The sequence below is a fragment of the Herbaspirillum sp. GCM10030257 genome (assembly GCF_042666555.1).
Lineage (GTDB): Bacteria > Pseudomonadota > Gammaproteobacteria > Burkholderiales > Burkholderiaceae_D > Noviherbaspirillum.
This window is the reverse complement of sequence record NZ_JBHTDH010000001.1, coordinates 105,767-123,420: the sequence shown is the minus strand read 5'-3', so window position 1 is coordinate 123,420 and position 17,654 is coordinate 105,767. Positions and strand designations below refer to the sequence as shown.

The following is a 17,654-nucleotide window of genomic DNA, read 5'->3' as shown; positions in this document are numbered from 1 at the left end:
CATGACTGCCTTAACGTATTAACCTTCAGACACTGACAACATGATCCACACCCTTGTCGAATGGTTTTCGGATTTCCATGGCTGGTTATTCCAGACCGTCGTGCAGCCTTTGCTGTACATGTTGACACTTGGCGACGTCACTGAAGAAGCGTTTGACGGCACCGAATGGTTTTTACTCGGCCTGCTTGAGCTTGCCATACTCTTCATTGTCCTGCGCCCGCTTGAAGCATGGGTTCCGGTCAAAAAAGAGATTGACCCGTCAGCCCGGCGTATCGATTTTCTTTACAGCTGCATCCACCGCCTGGGCGCCTTTACGCTGGTCGTGTTTTTTCTTCTGGACCCGCTATTCGACCTGATCGCCGGACATTTGCGCCTGCTGGGGGTCGTTCACTTCAATCTGGAAGCGCTGTGGCCAGGTGTGACGGATGTCCCCTTAGTCGCTTTCCTGATTTATCTCGTGGTGCTCGATTTCTTCGATTACTGGTATCACCGCGCCAGCCATCAGTTCGGATGGTGGTGGGGCTTGCACAGTTTGCACCACAGTCAGCTGGATATGAACCTGTGGTCGGATAACCGTAACCATCTGCTCGACGACTTGCTGCGAGACATTTATCTGGCTGTCATTGCGCTGGTCATTGGGGTCGAACCGTCGCAATATGTATTGCTGGTTGCCGCCTCGCGCATGCTGCAGAGTTTGCAGCATGCCAATGTACGTGTTCACTTCGGCGCAATCGGTGAGCGTTTGCTGGTTTCTCCACGTTACCATCGCACGCATCATGCGATTGGAATCGGACATGAGTCAAAAGGCGGCGGAACCCTCGGCGGCTGCAATTTCGCGGTTCTGTTTCCGGTATGGGATATCGTGTTTCGTACCGCCCGCTTCAGCAGGGAATTTGCCATGACAGGTATTCGTGACCAGCTGCCACCACCTGAAGGTAAAGGCCGTGATTACGGCCGTGGCTTCTGGGCACAGCAATGGCTGGGGTTGAAGCATATGCGCGAGTTCGCGCGCAGGAAAACGTCCTGATGAAAAAGGTTCTGGTCGCCTTTGGCAAGGCGCTGCTGTCGCAGCTGCATTTCCGTATGCTGCTGTTGACCATCCTTCCCTTCGTACTGTCCGTCGCGCTCTGGGGCGTTCTGCTGTGGTGGGGGCTGCAGCCAATGATCGACTGGCTGCATGCCTATTTTGCCGACAACAATGGTTTTCAGATGGCCGGCGAGATGCTCGGCTGGTTCGGACTTGGTGCCATCAAAACGGTGATTGTTCCGCTGATCGCCATGTGGGTGCTGCTGCCACTCATGATCCTGACCGCGCTGATATTCGTCGGCGTTTTTGCCATGCCCATCATTGCGCGCCACATCGGCAGCCGTCATTATCCGTTGCTGGAACAACGCAAGGGCGGGACCGTGCTGGGCAGCCTGTGGATTGCGAGTTATTCCTTCCTTATCTTTGCGGTGTTGTGGGTGATCACTTTGCCGCTGTCCGTGTTTCCGCCACTGACGTTTATCGTGCAGCCTGCACTCTGGGGCTGGCTGACTTACCGTGTCATGGCCTACGACGCGTTGGCCGACCATGCGGATGCCTCGGAAATAAAGCTCGTCCTCAGGCAGCATCGCTGGCCGCTGCTAGCCATCGGCGCCATCACTGGCGCCATGGGCGCGGCGCCTACCTTGCTCTGGCTCGGCGGCGCCTTGTCGGTCATTTTCTTTCCCCTGCTGGCGGCGGGTGCGATCTGGCTCTACGTCCTGGTATTCGTGTTTACAGGCCTGTGGTTTGAGCACTATTGCCTTGATGCGCTGGCGCAATCTCGTGGCGCAGCCAATATGCCGGTAACAACTTCGCCGCCCATGAAGGATATCAACTGAGAACCATCAAAGGTGGCGACAGGATGAATCTCAATGGCTGAGGCATAATGCCCTTTTGCCAATCAACTTGCTGCCATGGCCATTGGACTGATTATCATCGGTGACGAAATCCTTTCCGGAAAACGTACCGACAAGCATTTTCCCAAAGTTGTCGAATTGTTGAACGCCCGCGGCCTGCAGCTTTCCTGGGCCGAATATGTTGGAGACGACCGTGCCCGTATCACGGATGTCCTGACGCGTGCGTTTGCCACTGACGACATCGTATTTTCTTGCGGCGGCATCGGCGCGACCCCGGACGATCACACGCGCCAGTGTGCGGCGGCGGCGTTGAACCTGCCGCTTGTCTTGCATCCCGAGGCAAAGGCAAAGATCGAGGAACGTATCGCGGATGTGGCGCGAGAGGCCGGCAAGGAGCCGGACTATAACGTGGCGGACAATGCGCACCGATTGAAGATGGGCGAGTTTCCCGAAGGCGCGTCGATCATTCCAAATCCCTACAATAAAATTCCCGGGTTCTATGTTGAACACGGTGTGGGCGGGGCGACGTATTTCGTGCCCGGTTTTCCGGTAATGGCATGGCCGATGATCGAGTGGGTGCTTGATAACAAGTATTCGCACCTGTTCGAGAAGGTGCCGAGGCTGGAAAAGGCGGTGCTGGTGTTTGAGCAGGCGGAGTCGAGGTTGACGCCATTAATGGAAGCACTGGAGAGCGAGTTTCCGCTGGTGAAAGTATTTAGTTTACCGAGCGTGGGGGATGCGACGATCCGCCGGCATATTGAACTCGGCGTGAAGGGCGAGCCTTCGCAGGTGGAGGCGGCGTTTGGGAAGATGGTGGGCGAACTTGATCGGCTGGGGGCGGAATATCAAGGCGTCTAAGAGGGTGCTTTTTACCCATCCCCAGCCTGGACCCGTGAAGGGTTCATGGTTGAGGATACGTCGAAAGTTCCTCCTAAAGAAGCGCGAAAAATCATCGCGCCAGGACCATGAGCAAGCGTTGTTACTTACCGCATCTTCACCTCATCCAGTAATCCCTGCTTGCGAATAAAGTCCACCACCTTCTCCACTCCTTCGCCACTGCGGAGATTGGTAAAGATAAACGGCCGCTCGCCCCGCATTCTCTTCGCATCACTTGCCATCACGTCCAGGTTCGCGCCCACATAAGGCGCGAGATCCGTCTTGTTGATGATTAACAGATCCGACCGCGTGATGCCCGGTCCGCCCTTGCGCGGAATCTTTTCTCCGCCTGCGACGTCGATCACGTAAATCGTCAGGTCCGACAATTCCGGACTGAAGGTTGCCGCAAGATTATCCCCGCCAGATTCGACCAGAATGAGATCCAGATCTGGAAAATCCGCGCTCATTCGCGCAATCGCTTCAAGGTTGATCGAGGCATCCTCGCGTATCGCGGTGTGCGGGCAGCCACCGGTCTCCACGCCCATCAACCGCTCCGCGGGCAAGGCATCCGCCCGCAGCAGGATTTCCATGTCTTCCTTGGTATAGATATCATTGGTGATGACGGCCATGTCGTAATGGTTGCGCATAGCCTTGCAAAGCATTTCGCAAAGTGCCGTCTTGCCCGATCCGACAGGACCGCCGATGCCGACGCGCAAAGGATTGGAGGATGTATTCATAGTCTTCAGAAAAAATTCAGGAACGATAAAGTCGGCTGTACTGCATTTCATGCTGCATGGACATCAGCGACAGGCCGGGCGACCAATTGGATAACTCGTGATCCTGCAACTGTTCGGCATGTCGTGCCGCCACCTCCAGTTCTGGCTGCAAGGAAAGAAGCAGCCTCTGCCCGGCGACCTGGCCGAGCGGAACAGACTTGACACACACCAGCACCTGGTTCTCCGCCCATGAAAACAGCATGCCGAGCAGGGCGGCATCAGGCGGAACCTGCAAGGCGACGGCGGAAAAAGCCAGCGCGGTCGGCAAGGGAATTTCTGTTTGCGCCTGCAGGATGTCGCGCAGCGCTTCATCGCCTAGCCCGAGTTCCAATGCGAGTTTCGACAGCGAGTAGCCCATCTGTATGGTTTCGGCGCGAAACTCGGCGGTATCGCGGGCTGCGATAAAACGTTCATTCCATTCGGCGACAGCCTGGCCGTCACGGTTCGCGAAAGCCTGCATCAGACGGCAAAGCACTGGCGCCTCAAATCGCGCGATGACATGGTGCAGGGCATCCACGATCCAACGCCGCGCCGTTGTGTCATCACGCACGATGCCGGATTCCAGCGCTGCTTCCAGGCCTTGTGAATAGCTGTATGCACCAATCGGCAGGGATGGGCTAGCCAATTGCAGCAGATGCAGCAAGGCGGTTGCCTGCATGTCAGTCCTTGTCGGATGGACGATGAATCTTCTGGCGCACGGGAATCGGCGCCAGAGGATGATGGTCATCGCCATGGTGATGGTGGCCGCCGCCGTAGGCACCGGATTCCGGTTCGAACGGCGCCAGTTCTTCAATCACGTTTGCGCCGAGGCCTTCGAGCATCTCCTTAAGTACCGGATCCTTCCGGATACGCAGGAAGCCCTGCGCACCGTCACCACCCACCTGTGCCTGCGTATGACGATTGCCGAGATGGAAGGCGCAACGGAGCAACGTGCGTGGTGTGTCGCACTCCACACGGTATGTGCGTTCCTTCGCCGCGACGATCCGGACGACACGGCCATCGTCGCCTTTGAGCAGATCGTTGTTGCGCAGCACTGTTCCGCGCACAGTAAATACCGCGACTTCTTCGCCAGAGGCAAGTTGCGCGCGCAGGCGGCTCTTCTCGCGAAGCTCGAAAGGGAGGGTCAGTTCGCCACTGATCGCGTCAGCGGTTTCAATTTTTGTGTGAAGTGTCAGCATCGATTTATGTCAGAACAGAAAATAGCGTTGTGCCATTGGCAAAACCTTCGCCGGTTCGCACACCAGCAATTCGCCATCGGCGCGCACCTCATAAGTCTCGGGGTCGACCTCCATGCGTGGCGTCAATCCGTTATGGATCATGTCGGCCTTGCGCACCTGGCGCGTGTTCTTCACGGCGATCAGCGACTTGCTGAGCTTGAGCGCATCGCCGATCCCCGCATCGACTGCCGCCTGTGAAACAAAGGTAAACGAAGTGCGCAGCGCCCCACCGAAGGCACCGAACATCATCCGGTAATGCACCGGCTGTGGGGTCGGAATCGACGCATTCGGATCGCCCATCTGGGCAGCGGCAATCATGCCGCTCTTCAGGATCATTGACGGCTTCACGCCGAAGAATGCCGGCTTCCACAACACAATGTCCGCGATCTTGCCGACTTCGAGTGAGCCGACAACATGTGAAATTCCGTGCGTGATCGCCGGGTTGATCGTGTACTTGGCGATGTAACGCTTGACACGGAAATTGTCGCTGCGCAAGCTATCTTCCGCCAGTGAGCCGCGTTGCACTTTCATCTTGTGCGCGGTCTGCCAGGTGCGCATGATGACTTCGCCCACACGCCCCATTGCCTGGGAGTCGGACGACATCATTGAAATCGCGCCGAGATCATGCAGGATATCTTCGGCGGCGATGGTTTCGCGACGGATGCGAGATTCCGCGAATGCAACGTCTTCCGCGATCGCCGGGTCCAGATGGTGACAGACCATCAGCATGTCCAGGTGTTCGTCCAGTGTATTGACCGTGTACGGACGGGTGGGATTGGTTGAAGATGGCAGGACATTGCCTTGTCCCACTGCCGCAATGATGTCAGGCGCGTGACCGCCGCCCGCACCTTCGGTATGGAAGGTGTGAATGGTCCGATCCTTGAACGCCGCCAATGTGTGTTCGAGAAAGCCGCCTTCGTTCAGCGTATCGGTATGGATGGCTACCTGAATATCCATGCGGTCGGCGACCGAAAGACAGTTGTCGATGGCGGCCGGCGTCGTACCCCAGTCTTCGTGCAGCTTGAGTCCGATGGCACCGGCACGGATCTGCTCTTCCAGCGGCGTCGGCAGGCTCACATTGCCCTTGCCAAGGAAGCCCAGATTCATTGGAAAGGCATCGGCGGCAGCCAGCATCGAATGAATATGCCAGGGTCCCGGCGTACAGGTAGTCGCCGCCGTGCCGACGGCCGGGCCGGTACCTCCGCCCAGCATCGTGGTGATGCCGGACATCAGCGCTTCCTCGATCTGTTGCGGACAGATAAAGTGAATGTGCGAATCGATGCCGCCCGCCGTCACGATCATGCCTTCGCCGGCGATGATTTCCGTTGCACCGCCAATGGCCATGGTGATGTCAGGCTGGATATCGGGATTGCCCGCCTTGCCGATGCCGGCGATGCGCCCGCTCTTCAATCCGATGTCGGCCTTGACGATGCCCCAATGGTCGACGATCAGTGCATTGGTAATTACAGTGTCCATCACATCCTTGTGATTGCGCTGCGACTGACCCATGCCATCGCGGATCACCTTGCCGCCGCCGAATTTCACTTCTTCGCCGTAAGTGGTGAAATCCTTTTCGACTTCAATGAACAGTTCGGTATCAGCAAGCCGTACCCGGTCACCGACGGTCGGCCCAAACATTTCGGCGTAGGCCTGGCGGGAAATTTTTGTCATTTGAGTTTCCCCATTACTTTGCCGTTGAAGCCATACACAGTGCGGTCCCCTGCCAGTGCGACCAGTTCGACCGTACGCTGCTGCCCCGGCTCGAAGCGAACCGCCGTGCCCGCAGCGATATTGAGCCGCATGCCATAGCCAAGCGGACGGTCGAATTGCAGTGCCGGGTTGACTTCAAAAAAGTGGAAGTGCGAGCCCACCTGGATCGGACGGTCACCGCTATTGGCGACCGTCACGGTGACCGTCGCGCGACCGGCATTGAGTTCGATGTCGCCGGGTTCAATCAGCATTTCGCCTGGAATCACGTGGCCTCCTATGGAATCGGGTGATGGACAGTCACAAGCTTGGTACCGTCGGGGAAGGTGGCTTCGACCTGGATATCGGGAATCATCTCGGCCACGCCGTCCATCACGTCATCGCGTGTCAGGATGCGTGTGCCTTCTGACATCAGTTCGGCGACAGTCTTGCCGTCACGCGCCCCTTCCATGATGGCGGCGGTGATGAGCGCGACCGCTTCCGGATAATTCAGTTTCAGGCCGCGTGCCTTGCGTCTTTCGGCAAGCAGGGCGGCAGTGAAGATGAGGAGTTTGTCTTTTTCGCGTGGAGTCAGCTCCATCCATTTTCTCCTAACAGGTTGATCCGATCCCGGATGAGGTGATCAGGTATTCCAGATACGGGGTACGACGGCTTCCCGGCCGGTAAGGGCTGGGCGCAGTCGCTGCCAGGTATGCATCATCAGTCGCCTTGCAGTCTGGCTGGAGTGTCCGAGATAGCGTGCAACGACGACTGATTTCATTTGCGTGACACCAAATGCGCCGTCGTTTGCTTCGGCTTCACGCAGCGTTGCCATCATGTTGCCGGCAAGCGGCGTGCCGACTGCTATCAGTGTCGCGCACACGGAGTTGCCTGCAAGTCCAAACGAACTGGTCATCGCCGCACTGCCGGCGGCGAGCATGCCCTGCTCAAACCAGAGCAGCTTGCCGTCGCGGCGGATGCTGGTTGTTTGCTCAACCATCCCGCTATGAAAGGACTCGCCGGAGGCGGTTCGGCCAAAGCACAGGATTTCAGTTCCGATATACGTCGCATCCTTCCCAAGTTCTATTGCCGTGTCCAGCCGGACATGCGCGGCATCGAAGAATATCGTCTCCTGCGGCAGCCATTCCAGCGTAGCGCTGTCGCCCGCCCGCAAATGCACATCTTGTCGCGAGATATGGCCGTTGGACTTGTACCATTTCGCTGCGCCGGGCGTGGTCAACAAGGCACTGGCATTCTGGCCAACGCTGGCATCGATGCTGAGTTCATCGCCGCCCACCACGCCGCCGGGCGGGTGCACAACGATGGCGTGACAAACCTGCCCGCCTTCGGGATACAGTGGCTTTTGGACCCGCAGTGGACCAATATGCGTGCGTTCCATTAACCGGGTGGTGTCGCAGTCGGCTGCGAATCCGAGCGTTAGCCGGGCTTGCCACCGAGCATGAGAAGGTGATGCAAGAACCGGATCTGTGACGATGCGCTTCATCTGCAAAACTATACCGCCAGATGGCGCTTGACGTCGTCCCCGTGCATCTCGGCTTGTGTGCCGGCAGCCACCACTTCACCACGTGACATGACAAGGAACTTGTCCGCCAGTTCATGGGCAAAGTCGAAGTACTGCTCGCACAGCAGGATGGCCATATCGCCACGTTCGCGCAGCATGCGGATCACACGGCCAATGTCCTTGATGATGGAGGGTTGTATGCCTTCGGTTGGTTCATCGAGGATGATGAGTTTGGGATCGGCAAGCAGGGCGCGCGCAATCGCAAGCTGTTGCTGTTGCCCGCCCGATAAATCGCCTCCGCGCCGGTGTAGCATTTCCTTCAGCACCGGAAAGAGTTCAAATACTTCGCTGCGAATCTTCGAAGCCTGCCGGCCCGGCTTGATCGCCATTCCCATCAGCAGGTTTTCCTCGACGGTCAGGCGCGCAAAAATCTCGCGTCCCTGCGGTACGTAAGCGATGCCGAGTTCGGCACGTTCATGTGGCTTCAGCCTGGTGATATCGCGATTTTCCAGTTTGACTTGTCCGCCCGCTACCGGCAGCACGCCCATCAGGCATTTCAGCAGCGTAGTTTTACCGACGCCGTTGCGGCCGAGCAGTGCAAGGCATTGGCCTTTTTCCAGTTCCAGCGAGACGCCGCGCAGGGTATGGGAAGAGCCGTAATACTGATTCAATTTTTCGACGTTGAGCATGTGAGAGATTCTGTCAGGTTGAGGGATGGCGACGTGCGTTATGTCGTACGCCGCTATCGGCCCAGATACACTTCGATGACCCGTTCGTCCGATTGCACCTGCTGCATGGTGCCTTCGGCAAGCACCGAGCCTTCGTGCAACACCGTGACCTTGCCGTTGCGCGCGATCTCGTTGACGAAAGCCATGTCATGTTCCACCACCATGATGGAATGCTTGCCGCGCAGTTCGTTCAGCAACTCCGCGGTACGCGCAGTCTCGGCATCCGACATGCCGGCGACGGGCTCATCGAGCAGCAAGAGCTTGGGCTCCTGCATGAGCAGCATGCCAATCTCCAGCCACTGCTTCTGGCCATGAGACAACAGGCCGGCGAGGCGATGCTCCTGACCGTTAAGACGGATCAGCTTGAGGATCTCTTCAATCTTGCCATTCTGTTCGGACGTAAGGCGAAAGAAGAGCGTCGGCTTGACCCGTTTATCCATCTTCATTGCGAGTTCAAGGTTTTCGAACACCGTGTGCTGCTCGAACACGGTCGGGCGCTGGAACTTGCGGCCGATGCCCGCATGCGCAATGTGATATTCGGTCATCCTGGTCAGATCCATGGTCTGGCCGAAGTAGGCGGTACCCGATGCCGGCCGCGTCTTGCCTGTGATGACATCCATCATGGTTGTCTTGCCGGCGCCATTGGGTCCGATGATGCAGCGCAGTTCGCCTACGGAGATATCGAGGTTCAGTTTGTTGATCGCCTTGAAACCATCGAACGAAACGGTGATGTCTTCCAGGTACAGAATCGCACCGTGCGTCGTATCGACGCCTTCCTGCTTGATGCGGCCATACGAGGTGCCGTGTTCGGCGTGCTCTGTCTGTACCGGGAACGCGATGTTTTTCGACAGGTCGTTCATGCTGCCTCCCGTGTCTTCTTGAATTTGCGTGTCAGGCCGAGTATGCCTTGCGGCATGAATAGCGTGACCAGAATAAAGAGCAAGCCCAGGGCATACAGCCAGAGGTCGGGGAAGGCGGCAGTGAACCAGCTCTTCAACCCATTGACCGAGAACGCACCGATGATGGGACCCAGCAGTGAACCACGGCCACCGACCGCTGCCCAGATCACCATCTCGATGGAATTGCCGGGGGACATTTCGGACGGGTTGATGATGCCAACCTGCGGGACATAAAGAGCGCCTGCGATACCGCACAGCACGGCAGACAAGGTCCACACGAAGAGCTTGAACCACAGCGGGTTGTAACCGATGAACATCAGTCGTGACTCGGCATCGCGCACGCCCTGCAACACGCGACCCAGTTTGGAGGTGACGATCCAGCGACACAGCAATAGTGCGCCAAGCAGCACAGCCAGCGTGATCATGTACAACGCCGCCTTGGTCGTCGGCTCGGTAATCGAGAAGCCGAGAATACGCTTGAAGTCGGTGAATCCGTTGTTACCACCGAAGCCGGTATTGTTACGGAAGAACAGCAGCATGAAGGCAAAGGTCATCGCCTGGGTGATGATGGAAAAGTACACGCCTTTGATACGCGAACGGAAAGCAAAATAACCGAACACGAACGCGAGCACGCCCGGAACCAGCACCACCAGCGCCAGGCAATACCAGAAGCTGTCGGTGAACGACCAGTACCAGGGATAGGCTTTCCAGTCGAGGAAAACCATGAAGTCCGGCAGATTGCTCTGGTACACGCCATCCGTGCCGATGGCACGCATCAGGTACATGCCGTGTGCGTAACCGCCAAGCGCGAAGAACACGCCATGGCCCAGCGAGAGGATACCGGTATAGCCCCATACCAGGTCGAGCGCCAGCGCCGCCATCGCGTAGCACATGAACTTGCCGATCAGTGCGACGGTATAACTTGATACATGCAAGGCATGACCGGAAGGGAAGGAAAGATTCAGGATGGGCAACAGTGCCAGCAGCGCCGCGCACACCACAATACCGGCCCAGGCCGGTCGGGAAAAGAGGGAAGAAGTCATTCTGCGCTCCTGCCTTTCATGGCAAACAATCCTTGCGGACGTTTCTGAATGAAAACGATGATGAAGACAAGGATGGCGATCTTGGCCACCACTGCGCCGGCGACCGGTTCGAGGAACTTGTTGACTTCGCCGAGGCCGATCGCCGCGATCACGGTGCCGGCAAGCTGACCGACCCCGCCCAGCACGACCACCATGAAGGAGTCGACGATATAGCTTTGACCAAGATCTGGGCCGACGTTGCCGAGCTGTGACAAGGCGACCCCGCCGAGGCCGGCAATGCCGGAACCGAGACCGAAGGTCATCATGTCGACCTTGCCAGTGGAAACGCCGACACAATCCGCCATGCGGCGATTCTGCGTGACCGCACGCACGAACAAACCGAGGCGTGTCTTGTTCAGGATCACCCAGACAGCGGCAACGACGAACATTGCAAAGAATATGATGACAATGCGGTTATACGACAGCACCAGCGAGCCCATCACCGTGACGCCGCCCGACATCCACGAAGGATTGGCAACTTCGACGTTCTGCGCGCCAAAGATCGAACGCACCAGTTGCATCAGTATCAGACTGATGCCCCAGGTGCATAACAGCGTTTCCAGCGGACGGCCATACAGCCATCGGATGACGGTGCGCTCCAGGATGATGCCAACCATACCGGCAACAAGAAACGCGGCGGGCAGTGCCACAAGCAGGTAATAGTCAGTCGCGCCCGGCATGTAATGGCGAAACAGCGACTGGCACACGTACGTCGTGTAGGCGCCGATCATCAGCAATTCGCCGTGCGCCATGTTGATGATGCCCATTAGTCCAAACGTAATCGCAAGTCCGAGTGCCGCCAGCAGCAGTACACTGCCAAGCGAGACGCCATAGAACAGGTTGCCGACGAACTCCGTGCGGGCCAGACGCGCATTGATTGCGCTGATGGTTCCGACGGTGGCCACACGTACCGATTCATCCGGTTCGAGATAGCTGCCGTCCGGGTTCTTTTCCAACATTTTTTCGAGCGCGGGTTTGAGGTTGGCGTTCGAGCTGCCCTTGAGCGCTTCCACCGCAGACTTGCGCGTTGCGGCATCCGGTGACTGGAGGTTCGCCGTCGCGACAACCATCTGCAGGACCGATTTGATTTGCGGATCGGTTTCTTTCTCCAGTGCCCTGGTGATCAGCGGCAGCTGGCCGGGATCGGCACCTTTCTGCATGGCGAGCGCGGCGGCAAGTCGTTCCGAATTGTCATGGGAGAGCAGGCGGAAGCCCGACAGCGCGCCTTCCACGGCACCGCGCAGGCGGTTATTCACCGTGATTCCATCGATGCCATCCGGCGTCGGTACGGTCTTGTCGGTTTCGGGATCGTAGGCTTTGTTATCTTCGACGATGAAAACCTGTCCATCTGGATTGGCGTACAGGTTGTCATTCTTCAGTGCGTTCAGCAGCTTGAACGCATCGTCATTGGCGAGCGCCGCAATCTTGTTGACCGCTTCGATGCGCGCATCGGGATCGTCACCTGCCAGCGGCTTGAGCAGCGCCGGATCAATCGCCGCATGGGCCGTGAGCGCCATTGCGCACAACCATCCGATGGCGAATAAGTGTTTGATAGATTTCATTTGCGATGTCTTGGCAAGCAACTTAGAAACGACATGCGTAAAAAGGCCGGAGTGTGGAACAAGGAGCCACGCTCCGGCCCGTAGTACAGTTTCGCTTACGTGCCCTTTAGTTCGCCAAGGGCACAGGATGTAGTCAAGACAAATTACATCTTCTGCTTGGCCTCGTTACCTGCAATGAACGGGCTCCACGGTTGCGCGCGGATCGGGCCCTTTGTCTTCCATACGACGCTGAACTGACCGTCCGGCTTGATTTCGCCGATCATCACCGGTTTGTGCAGGTGGTGGTTGGTCTTGTCCATGGTCAGCTCGAAGCCGGAAGGTGACTTGAAGGTCTGTCCGCCCATCGCTGCGATGACCTTGTCGGTATCGGTCGACTTGGCCTTTTCTACAGCCTGCTTCCACATATGGATGCCGACGTAAGTGGCTTCCATCGGGTCGTTGGTGACAACGGTGCTGGCGTTAGGCAGCTTCTTTTCTGCGGCATAAGCTTTCCATTGCTTGATGAAGGTATCGTTGACCGGGTTCTTCACCGACTGGAAATAATTCCATGCGGCGAGGTGGCCGACGAGCGGTTTGGTATCGACGCCACGCAGTTCTTCTTCACCGACCGAGAACGCGACAACCGGTACGTCGGTTGCCTTCAGGCCTGCATTGCCGAGTTCCTTATAGAACGGTACGTTGGAATCACCGTTGATTGTGGAGATCACGGCAGTCTTGCCGCCCGAGGAGAACTTCTTGATGTTGGCGACGATGGTCTGGTAATCCGAATGACCGAACGGTGTGTAGACTTCATCGATATCGGATTCCTTCACGCCCTTGGATTTCAGAAAGGCACGCAGGATCTTGTTCGTAGTACGCGGGTATACATAGTCAGTGCCAAGCAGGACGAAGCGCTTGGCGCCGCCGCCGTCTTTCGACATCAGGTATTCCACCGCGGGGATCGCCTGCTGGTTCGGTGCCGCGCCGGTGTAGAACACATTCTTCTCGAGCTCTTCGCCTTCATACTGGACCGGATAGAACAGCAGGCTGTTCAGTTCCTTGAAGACAGGCAGCACGGACTTGCGCGATACCGATGTCCAGCATCCAAACACCACCGCCACCTTGTCCTGTGTCACCAGCTGCCGTGCCTTTTCGGCAAACAACGGCCAGTTCGATGCAGGGTCGACGACGACTGCCTCGAGCTTCTTACCCATCACGCCGCCCTTGGCATTGATTTCGTCGATCGTCATCAACGCCACGTCTTTCAACGAGGTTTCAGAGATCGCCATCGTGCCCGACAGCGAATGAAGAATACCGACCTTAATGGTGTCGGCGGCCAGGGCTTGCGGCATCCAGGCGGACGCGGTAAGCATCAAAGCGCCGGCTGCGGTCGCTTTCAAAAGGGTGCGACGAGACATTTTTGCTCCTACTGTAATGAATGGGGTCGATGGTGTGCGATAGCTCGCAAGCAATCTTTAGCAGTTTGCGTGCCAAGCATGACCCGGAGGAACGTCCCGTGCTGCGTGTTGAATATGCGCGATAAGAGTGCGCTGGATTGCAGCGCAGCCGTTGATAGTGCCCTTTTTTCGGGATCTCGCTTACAGTATTGGTGCGTAAACCGAGCGCCGCACGGCGAGCGTGCGGCGGGATTTGAATTCGCTCATGCGCTAAGCGGTGTCGTGGTCCGTAGTAGGGCTGTTGGTATGCTGGTTAGTCTGTTGTCTATTATTAGGCCATCAGGATGCTTCAGGTTCGGGAGGGAAGGTCACCACGTGATCAGCACCTAATCGTATACCGATCTTCTCCCCGATCGCGTGATCATGATGTGAAGGCACCAACGCCAGCAGCGTCTGTCCGCTCGGGAGTTTGAGGGTATACAAAAACTCTGCGCCGCGGAATGCCTTGCGTACGACCTCTGCCTGTAGCGAACTTGCGTCGTCATGAATGACGTCGTCGGCCCTCAGCAAAACATCGACGCGTTCCTGTTCCTTGTCGCCGGTGCCACATACATCAATACCCTGCCATAGCGGCAGGCTTCCAAGTTCGATATGCACCTGTTGCTTTGGCAGATCGACAGTGCCTGGAGCGAACACTCCTTGGCCAATGAAGTCGGCGACAAAGCGATCGCCGGGTCGATGGTAAAGGTTATAAGCGTTGTCCCATTGGACGATCACACCTTGATGCATTACGCCGATCTGGTCGGCGATCGCGAACGCTTCATGCTGATCATGGGTGACCAGCACGGCAGTCGTCCCGAGTTCCTTGAGGATGTCCCGCACTTCCAGTGCAAGCCGTTCGCGCAGGTCGACGTCTAGATTGGAGAAGGGCTCGTCCAGCAGGAGCAAGTCCGGTTGTGGCGCCAGCGCCCGTGCGAGAGCGACGCGCTGCTGCTGGCCTCCCGAGAGCTCGTGCGGATATTGGCGTGCGTGGGTCGCCAGGCCGACAATACCCAGCAGACGGTCGACGCGTGTCTTGCGTTCGCTGGCTGACAACTTGCGCAAGCCAAATGCGATGTTCTCCCACACCGACAAATGTGGGAAGAGGGCATAGTCTTGAAACACCACGCCGACATGGCGGGTTTCCGGCGCATCTGTTCGGGTTGGATTGCTCAATTCGCGGCCGCCAAGCGAAATACTTCCGTCCAGTACGGACTCAAAACCGGCAATGGCACGTAACACCGTCGTCTTCCCACAACCCGAAGGTCCGAGCAGGCAGCCAATTTCGCCCCTGCCCAAGGAAAAGGACAAGCCATGGACAATTTCCTGGATCGTCCTGCCAAGTGGGTAGCCCACGCGGATGGATTGGACCCGTAGATGGACCTCTGGAGAAAAATACGGCGTATTCATATGCATAGGATTGCTGGTTTGGAATTCGATATTGATTATAATTCTCATTTACCTACCTAGACAGGCGATTGTGGATTTCCAGCGTATTCCGATGGCGCTTCCGCGCGGCAGCTGCCAAAGCCGCATAAGCAGAGGCCGTATCCATCCTCTGCTGCTCATATCCCTGGCAGTTGCCATTCTGGTTGGCATTCCAATTGTTGGCGTACTGTCCAATCTACTTGCAACAGGCGATGCATCCGGAAGTGGTGCCGGAACCTTTACTCACCTCTGGGCAACTGTCCTGCCAGAATATCTTTTCAACAGTCTTGCTATTGCGGCAATTGTCGCCGTGCTGGGCGGCATGGGCGGAGTAGGCTGTGCCTGGCTCGTGGCTGTATTTGATTTCCCCGGAAAACGGATATTCGAATGGGCGCTGATCCTGCCACTGGCGATGCCCGCGTACGTCGTCGCCTATGCCTATACGGATTTCCTGCAGTTTTCCGGACCGGTACAGTCAGCGCTGCGCGCAACATTCGGCTGGCAAGCGAGGGAATACTGGTTTCCCGAGATCCGTTCCATCGGTGGCGCCGGAATCGTGTTTGCAATGGTGCTGTATCCGTATGTTTATCTGCTGGCCCGGACGGCCTTTCTGGAGCGTAGTCCCCGGATGTGGGATGCGGCCCGCACTTTGGGCGCCGGACCATGGGAGGCATTCGCCAAGGTCAGCCTGCCGTTGGCCCGGCCTGCCGCTGTCGCCGGCATTGCGCTGGCTCTGATGGAAACGCTGGCTGACTACGGCGCGGTTGCCTATTTCGGCGTGCCCACCCTTACTACCGGAATTTATAAGTCCTGGTATGCATTTTCTGACCGCACCTCCGCAGCACAGATCGCCGCCGTGCTGCTGATGGCCATCACGCTGCTCATGCTCATTGAGCAGACCAGCCGTGGGCGTGCGCGTTACTACGCAGTGGGAAGTCGTACCCGGCTACAAATGCCCATGCGCCTCAACGGGATTCATGCGATAGGCGCGGTCGTATTTTGCGCCTTGCCGGTGTTCGTCGGTTTTCTGGTGCCGGTTGGGATTCTGCTTCGTCTGGTCGCGCGTGAGGATACGGTAGAGTTTGGAGAGCGTTTCTATGGCTGGCTATATAACAGCGTCCTCCTGGCTGGCGTGACGGCACTGATCGCTATTATGGTTTGCGTGCTTCTGGCTTATGCAGCGCGTGTGACGCGCAGTCAGCTTCAGGGCGTATGCAACCGCGTTGTCAGCATGGGCTACGCAGTCCCCGGCGCGGTCATTGCGGTCGGTATCCTGATTCCCCTGTCGCGGCTCGATGCCTGGAGTGCTGAACGTGGCTTGGGATTGGTGTTGACCGGCAGCGCGGCGGCGCTTGTGTATGCCTATCTGGTGCGCTTTCTCTCCGTGTCGTACCAGACTGTGCAAGCCGGCCTGACTAAGATTACGCCCAGTATGGACGCCAGTGCGCGCGTCCTTGGGCATGGCATTGGCTCCATGCTATTGAGGGTCCATGCGCCTCTGTTATGGCGTAGTGTTGCGACCGCCGGGTTGCTGGTGTTCGTGGATGTGATCAAGGAACTGCCGGCAACACTAACGATACGGCCATTCAATTTCGATACCCTTGCCGTGATTACTTACCAGCTGGCTGCCGATGAAAGGCTGGGTGAAGCAGCATTGCCGGCACTGACTATCGTATTGATTGCGTTCATCCCGGTGGCCGTTCTGGCTCGATCCATTGCAAAAGCCGATCGCTAAAGACAGCACTTTCCAACTCCGTCCAACCTTGTGCGGATCGTCGTGCGGACAAAAAAATAGCCCCGCATTGCGAGGCTATTTTACTTACCGGCTAATGCCGATTACTTCTTCGCTGCGCGTGCCGCTGCCTTGGCAGCAGTCGCTGCAGGCTGTGCAAACTGCGTCACCGCATTGTTCACGTTCGCTTCAATCGTTTCAACTGCTTGCTTGGTGGACTTGGTGAACTGCTCGTAACCCGCGCTGGCGTTGCCGATCGCGGATTTAAACAGGGCGATCGCATTTTCTGAACCGGCAGGAGCATTCTTGGTGACTTCGTCCAGTAACTCAAGCAGCTTGCGGCTGTTGTCCGCGATCTGGCTTTCTGCAGCCTTGGCGAATTCAGCTTGCACGCCGCTGGTGATTGCGCTCAGCTGCCGGCCGAATGCGAGGGCTTTTTCAGCGTTTGGCTGTGCTTGCGCAGTAGCGATAGACAGCCATTCTTGCGGGTCCTTTACGCTCAACAATTGCTTCGCTGCAGCATTGGATTCTTCCAGGGAAGCTTTTGCAGTGTTCAAGTTGAGTTCGATAAGCTTCTCGACGCCTTCAAAGGTCTTGGCGGTCAAGCTGTTAAACAAGGCAAGTTGTGCTTCGAAGTTAGCCTTGGAAGTCGCGGAAAACTGCTCGGGAATTGCAAACATGACGGTCTCCTCAAGAGAAAGTACGGCTCAAATTTGGGATATGTGACACACAGTCCCTCTTTTTGTGCGTCGCAACAAACATATTTTTCATTAAAACTTGGGTGCAGTCAACAACTTTGTTGCAAAGCACAAAAATGATGGGCCTCCCAGTTTAGTTAGCTTTTATT

18 protein-coding genes are annotated in these 17,654 nt (G+C 57.1%); 4 read left to right on the top strand and 14 right to left on the bottom strand.

The annotated features are described in order from the left end of the window. Positions 1–40: 40 nt before the first annotated feature. The 3 genes from ACFQUU_RS00520 to ACFQUU_RS00510 all read left to right on the top strand — a co-directional run bounded on the left by ACFQUU_RS00520 (position 41) and on the right by ACFQUU_RS00510 (position 2,742). A complete protein-coding gene (locus ACFQUU_RS00520) occupies positions 41–1,027 on the top strand; it encodes a sterol desaturase family protein (RefSeq protein WP_382241071.1) in 987 nt (328 codons plus the stop codon). Then, entirely contained in the window at positions 1,027–1,866 is an 840-nt protein-coding gene (locus tag ACFQUU_RS00515) for an EI24 domain-containing protein (RefSeq protein ID WP_382241069.1), read from the top strand. The genes ACFQUU_RS00520 and ACFQUU_RS00515 overlap by 1 nt, the downstream gene beginning before the upstream one ends. A gap of 75 nt (positions 1,867–1,941) precedes the next feature. Continuing rightward, on the top strand, positions 1,942–2,742 hold the full coding sequence (locus ACFQUU_RS00510; protein ID WP_382241066.1) for a competence/damage-inducible protein A: 801 nt from the start codon (positions 1,942–1,944) through the stop codon (positions 2,740–2,742). Positions 2,743–2,867: 125 nt separating this feature from the next. Here the strand turns inward: ACFQUU_RS00510 and ureG are convergent, their stop codons facing one another. The 13 genes from ureG to ACFQUU_RS00445 form a co-directional block, all read right to left on the bottom strand. Continuing rightward, the gene (gene ureG / locus ACFQUU_RS00505; RefSeq protein ID WP_382241063.1) at positions 2,868–3,497 is read right to left on the bottom strand and encodes an urease accessory protein UreG; all 630 of its coding nucleotides are present in this window, start codon (positions 3,495–3,497) and stop codon (positions 2,868–2,870) included. A gap of 16 nt (positions 3,498–3,513) precedes the next feature. Further along, on the bottom strand, positions 3,514–4,194 hold the full coding sequence (locus ACFQUU_RS00500; protein WP_382241060.1) for an urease accessory protein UreF: 681 nt from the start codon (positions 4,192–4,194) through the stop codon (positions 3,514–3,516). Between the two features lies 1 nt (position 4,195). After that, positions 4,196–4,714 carry an urease accessory protein UreE gene (ureE, locus tag ACFQUU_RS00495; protein WP_382241057.1) on the bottom strand — a complete coding sequence of 173 codons (519 nt, stop codon included), beginning with the start codon at positions 4,712–4,714 and terminating at the stop codon, positions 4,196–4,198. 9 nt (positions 4,715–4,723) lie between these two features. Then, positions 4,724–6,424, bottom strand: coding sequence for an urease subunit alpha (gene ureC / locus ACFQUU_RS00490; protein ID WP_382241054.1), 1,701 nt, complete (start codon positions 6,422–6,424; stop codon positions 4,724–4,726). Then, positions 6,421–6,729, bottom strand: coding sequence for an urease subunit beta (locus tag ACFQUU_RS00485; RefSeq protein ID WP_382241051.1), 309 nt, complete (start codon positions 6,727–6,729; stop codon positions 6,421–6,423). The genes ureC and ACFQUU_RS00485 overlap by 4 nt, the downstream gene beginning before the upstream one ends. Before the next feature lie 8 nt (positions 6,730–6,737). Further along, positions 6,738–7,040 (bottom strand): urease subunit gamma, encoded by a 303-nt coding sequence (locus ACFQUU_RS00480; RefSeq protein ID WP_382241048.1) that lies wholly within the window; start codon positions 7,038–7,040, stop codon positions 6,738–6,740. 42 nt (positions 7,041–7,082) lie between these two features. Further along, complete coding sequence (locus ACFQUU_RS00475; RefSeq protein WP_382241045.1) at positions 7,083–7,943, bottom strand: urease accessory protein UreD; 861 nt, start codon at positions 7,941–7,943, stop codon at positions 7,083–7,085. Positions 7,944–7,951: 8 nt separating this feature from the next. Further along, positions 7,952–8,650, bottom strand: a complete 699-nt coding sequence (gene urtE / locus ACFQUU_RS00470; protein ID WP_382241042.1) for an urea ABC transporter ATP-binding subunit UrtE — start codon at positions 8,648–8,650, stop codon at positions 7,952–7,954. A gap of 53 nt (positions 8,651–8,703) precedes the next feature. Then, positions 8,704–9,549, bottom strand: coding sequence for an urea ABC transporter ATP-binding protein UrtD (gene urtD / locus ACFQUU_RS00465; protein ID WP_382241040.1), 846 nt, complete (start codon positions 9,547–9,549; stop codon positions 8,704–8,706). After that, entirely contained in the window at positions 9,546–10,631 is a 1,086-nt protein-coding gene (urtC, locus tag ACFQUU_RS00460; RefSeq protein ID WP_382241037.1) for an urea ABC transporter permease subunit UrtC, read from the bottom strand. The genes urtD and urtC overlap by 4 nt, the downstream gene beginning before the upstream one ends. Continuing rightward, a complete protein-coding gene (gene urtB / locus ACFQUU_RS00455) occupies positions 10,628–12,232 on the bottom strand; it encodes an urea ABC transporter permease subunit UrtB (protein WP_382241034.1) in 1,605 nt (534 codons plus the stop codon). The genes urtC and urtB overlap by 4 nt, the downstream gene beginning before the upstream one ends. Before the next feature lie 143 nt (positions 12,233–12,375). After that, complete coding sequence (urtA, locus tag ACFQUU_RS00450) at positions 12,376–13,629, bottom strand: urea ABC transporter substrate-binding protein (RefSeq protein WP_382241031.1); 1,254 nt, start codon at positions 13,627–13,629, stop codon at positions 12,376–12,378. 318 nt (positions 13,630–13,947) lie between these two features. Beyond that, positions 13,948–15,063, bottom strand: a complete 1,116-nt coding sequence (locus ACFQUU_RS00445) for an ABC transporter ATP-binding protein (RefSeq protein ID WP_382242143.1) — start codon at positions 15,061–15,063, stop codon at positions 13,948–13,950. Between the two features lie 85 nt (positions 15,064–15,148). Here ACFQUU_RS00445 and ACFQUU_RS00440 point away from each other — a divergent pair, with 85 nt between their 5' ends. Continuing rightward, complete coding sequence (locus tag ACFQUU_RS00440; protein WP_382242141.1) at positions 15,149–16,810, top strand: ABC transporter permease; 1,662 nt, start codon at positions 15,149–15,151, stop codon at positions 16,808–16,810. Positions 16,811–16,911: 101 nt separating this feature from the next. Here ACFQUU_RS00440 and phaP read toward each other — a convergent pair whose 3' ends face one another. Beyond that, positions 16,912–17,487 carry a TIGR01841 family phasin gene (gene phaP / locus ACFQUU_RS00435; protein ID WP_382241028.1) on the bottom strand — a complete coding sequence of 192 codons (576 nt, stop codon included), beginning with the start codon at positions 17,485–17,487 and terminating at the stop codon, positions 16,912–16,914. Positions 17,488–17,654 lie beyond the last annotated feature (167 nt).

Excerpts from the sequence above, each read along its gene's own strand:
- ACFQUU_RS00520 (WP_382241071.1), top strand. The coding sequence starts at position 41 with ATGATCCACACCCTTGTCGAATGGTTTTCGGATTTCCATGGCTGGTTA.
- ACFQUU_RS00515 (WP_382241069.1), top strand. The coding sequence starts at position 1,027 with ATGAAAAAGGTTCTGGTCGCCTTTGGCAAGGCGCTGCTGTCGCAGCTG.
- ACFQUU_RS00510 (WP_382241066.1), top strand. The coding sequence starts at position 1,942 with ATGGCCATTGGACTGATTATCATCGGTGACGAAATCCTTTCCGGAAAA.
- ureG (WP_382241063.1), bottom strand. The coding sequence starts at position 3,497 with ATGAATACATCCTCCAATCCTTTGCGCGTCGGCATCGGCGGTCCTGTC.
- ACFQUU_RS00500 (WP_382241060.1), bottom strand. The coding sequence starts at position 4,194 with ATGCAGGCAACCGCCTTGCTGCATCTGCTGCAATTGGCTAGCCCATCC.
- ureE (WP_382241057.1), bottom strand. The coding sequence starts at position 4,714 with ATGCTGACACTTCACACAAAAATTGAAACCGCTGACGCGATCAGTGGC.
- ureC (WP_382241054.1), bottom strand. The coding sequence starts at position 6,424 with ATGACAAAAATTTCCCGCCAGGCCTACGCCGAAATGTTTGGGCCGACC.
- ACFQUU_RS00480 (WP_382241048.1), bottom strand. The coding sequence starts at position 7,040 with ATGGAGCTGACTCCACGCGAAAAAGACAAACTCCTCATCTTCACTGCC.
- ACFQUU_RS00475 (WP_382241045.1), bottom strand. The coding sequence starts at position 7,943 with ATGAAGCGCATCGTCACAGATCCGGTTCTTGCATCACCTTCTCATGCT.
- urtE (WP_382241042.1), bottom strand. The coding sequence starts at position 8,650 with ATGCTCAACGTCGAAAAATTGAATCAGTATTACGGCTCTTCCCATACC.
- urtD (WP_382241040.1), bottom strand. The coding sequence starts at position 9,549 with ATGAACGACCTGTCGAAAAACATCGCGTTCCCGGTACAGACAGAGCAC.
- urtC (WP_382241037.1), bottom strand. The coding sequence starts at position 10,631 with ATGACTTCTTCCCTCTTTTCCCGACCGGCCTGGGCCGGTATTGTGGTG.
- urtB (WP_382241034.1), bottom strand. The coding sequence starts at position 12,232 with ATGAAATCTATCAAACACTTATTCGCCATCGGATGGTTGTGCGCAATG.
- urtA (WP_382241031.1), bottom strand. The coding sequence starts at position 13,629 with ATGTCTCGTCGCACCCTTTTGAAAGCGACCGCAGCCGGCGCTTTGATG.
- ACFQUU_RS00445 (WP_382242143.1), bottom strand. The coding sequence starts at position 15,063 with ATGCATATGAATACGCCGTATTTTTCTCCAGAGGTCCATCTACGGGTC.
- ACFQUU_RS00440 (WP_382242141.1), top strand. The coding sequence starts at position 15,149 with ATGGCGCTTCCGCGCGGCAGCTGCCAAAGCCGCATAAGCAGAGGCCGT.
- phaP (WP_382241028.1), bottom strand. The coding sequence starts at position 17,487 with ATGTTTGCAATTCCCGAGCAGTTTTCCGCGACTTCCAAGGCTAACTTC.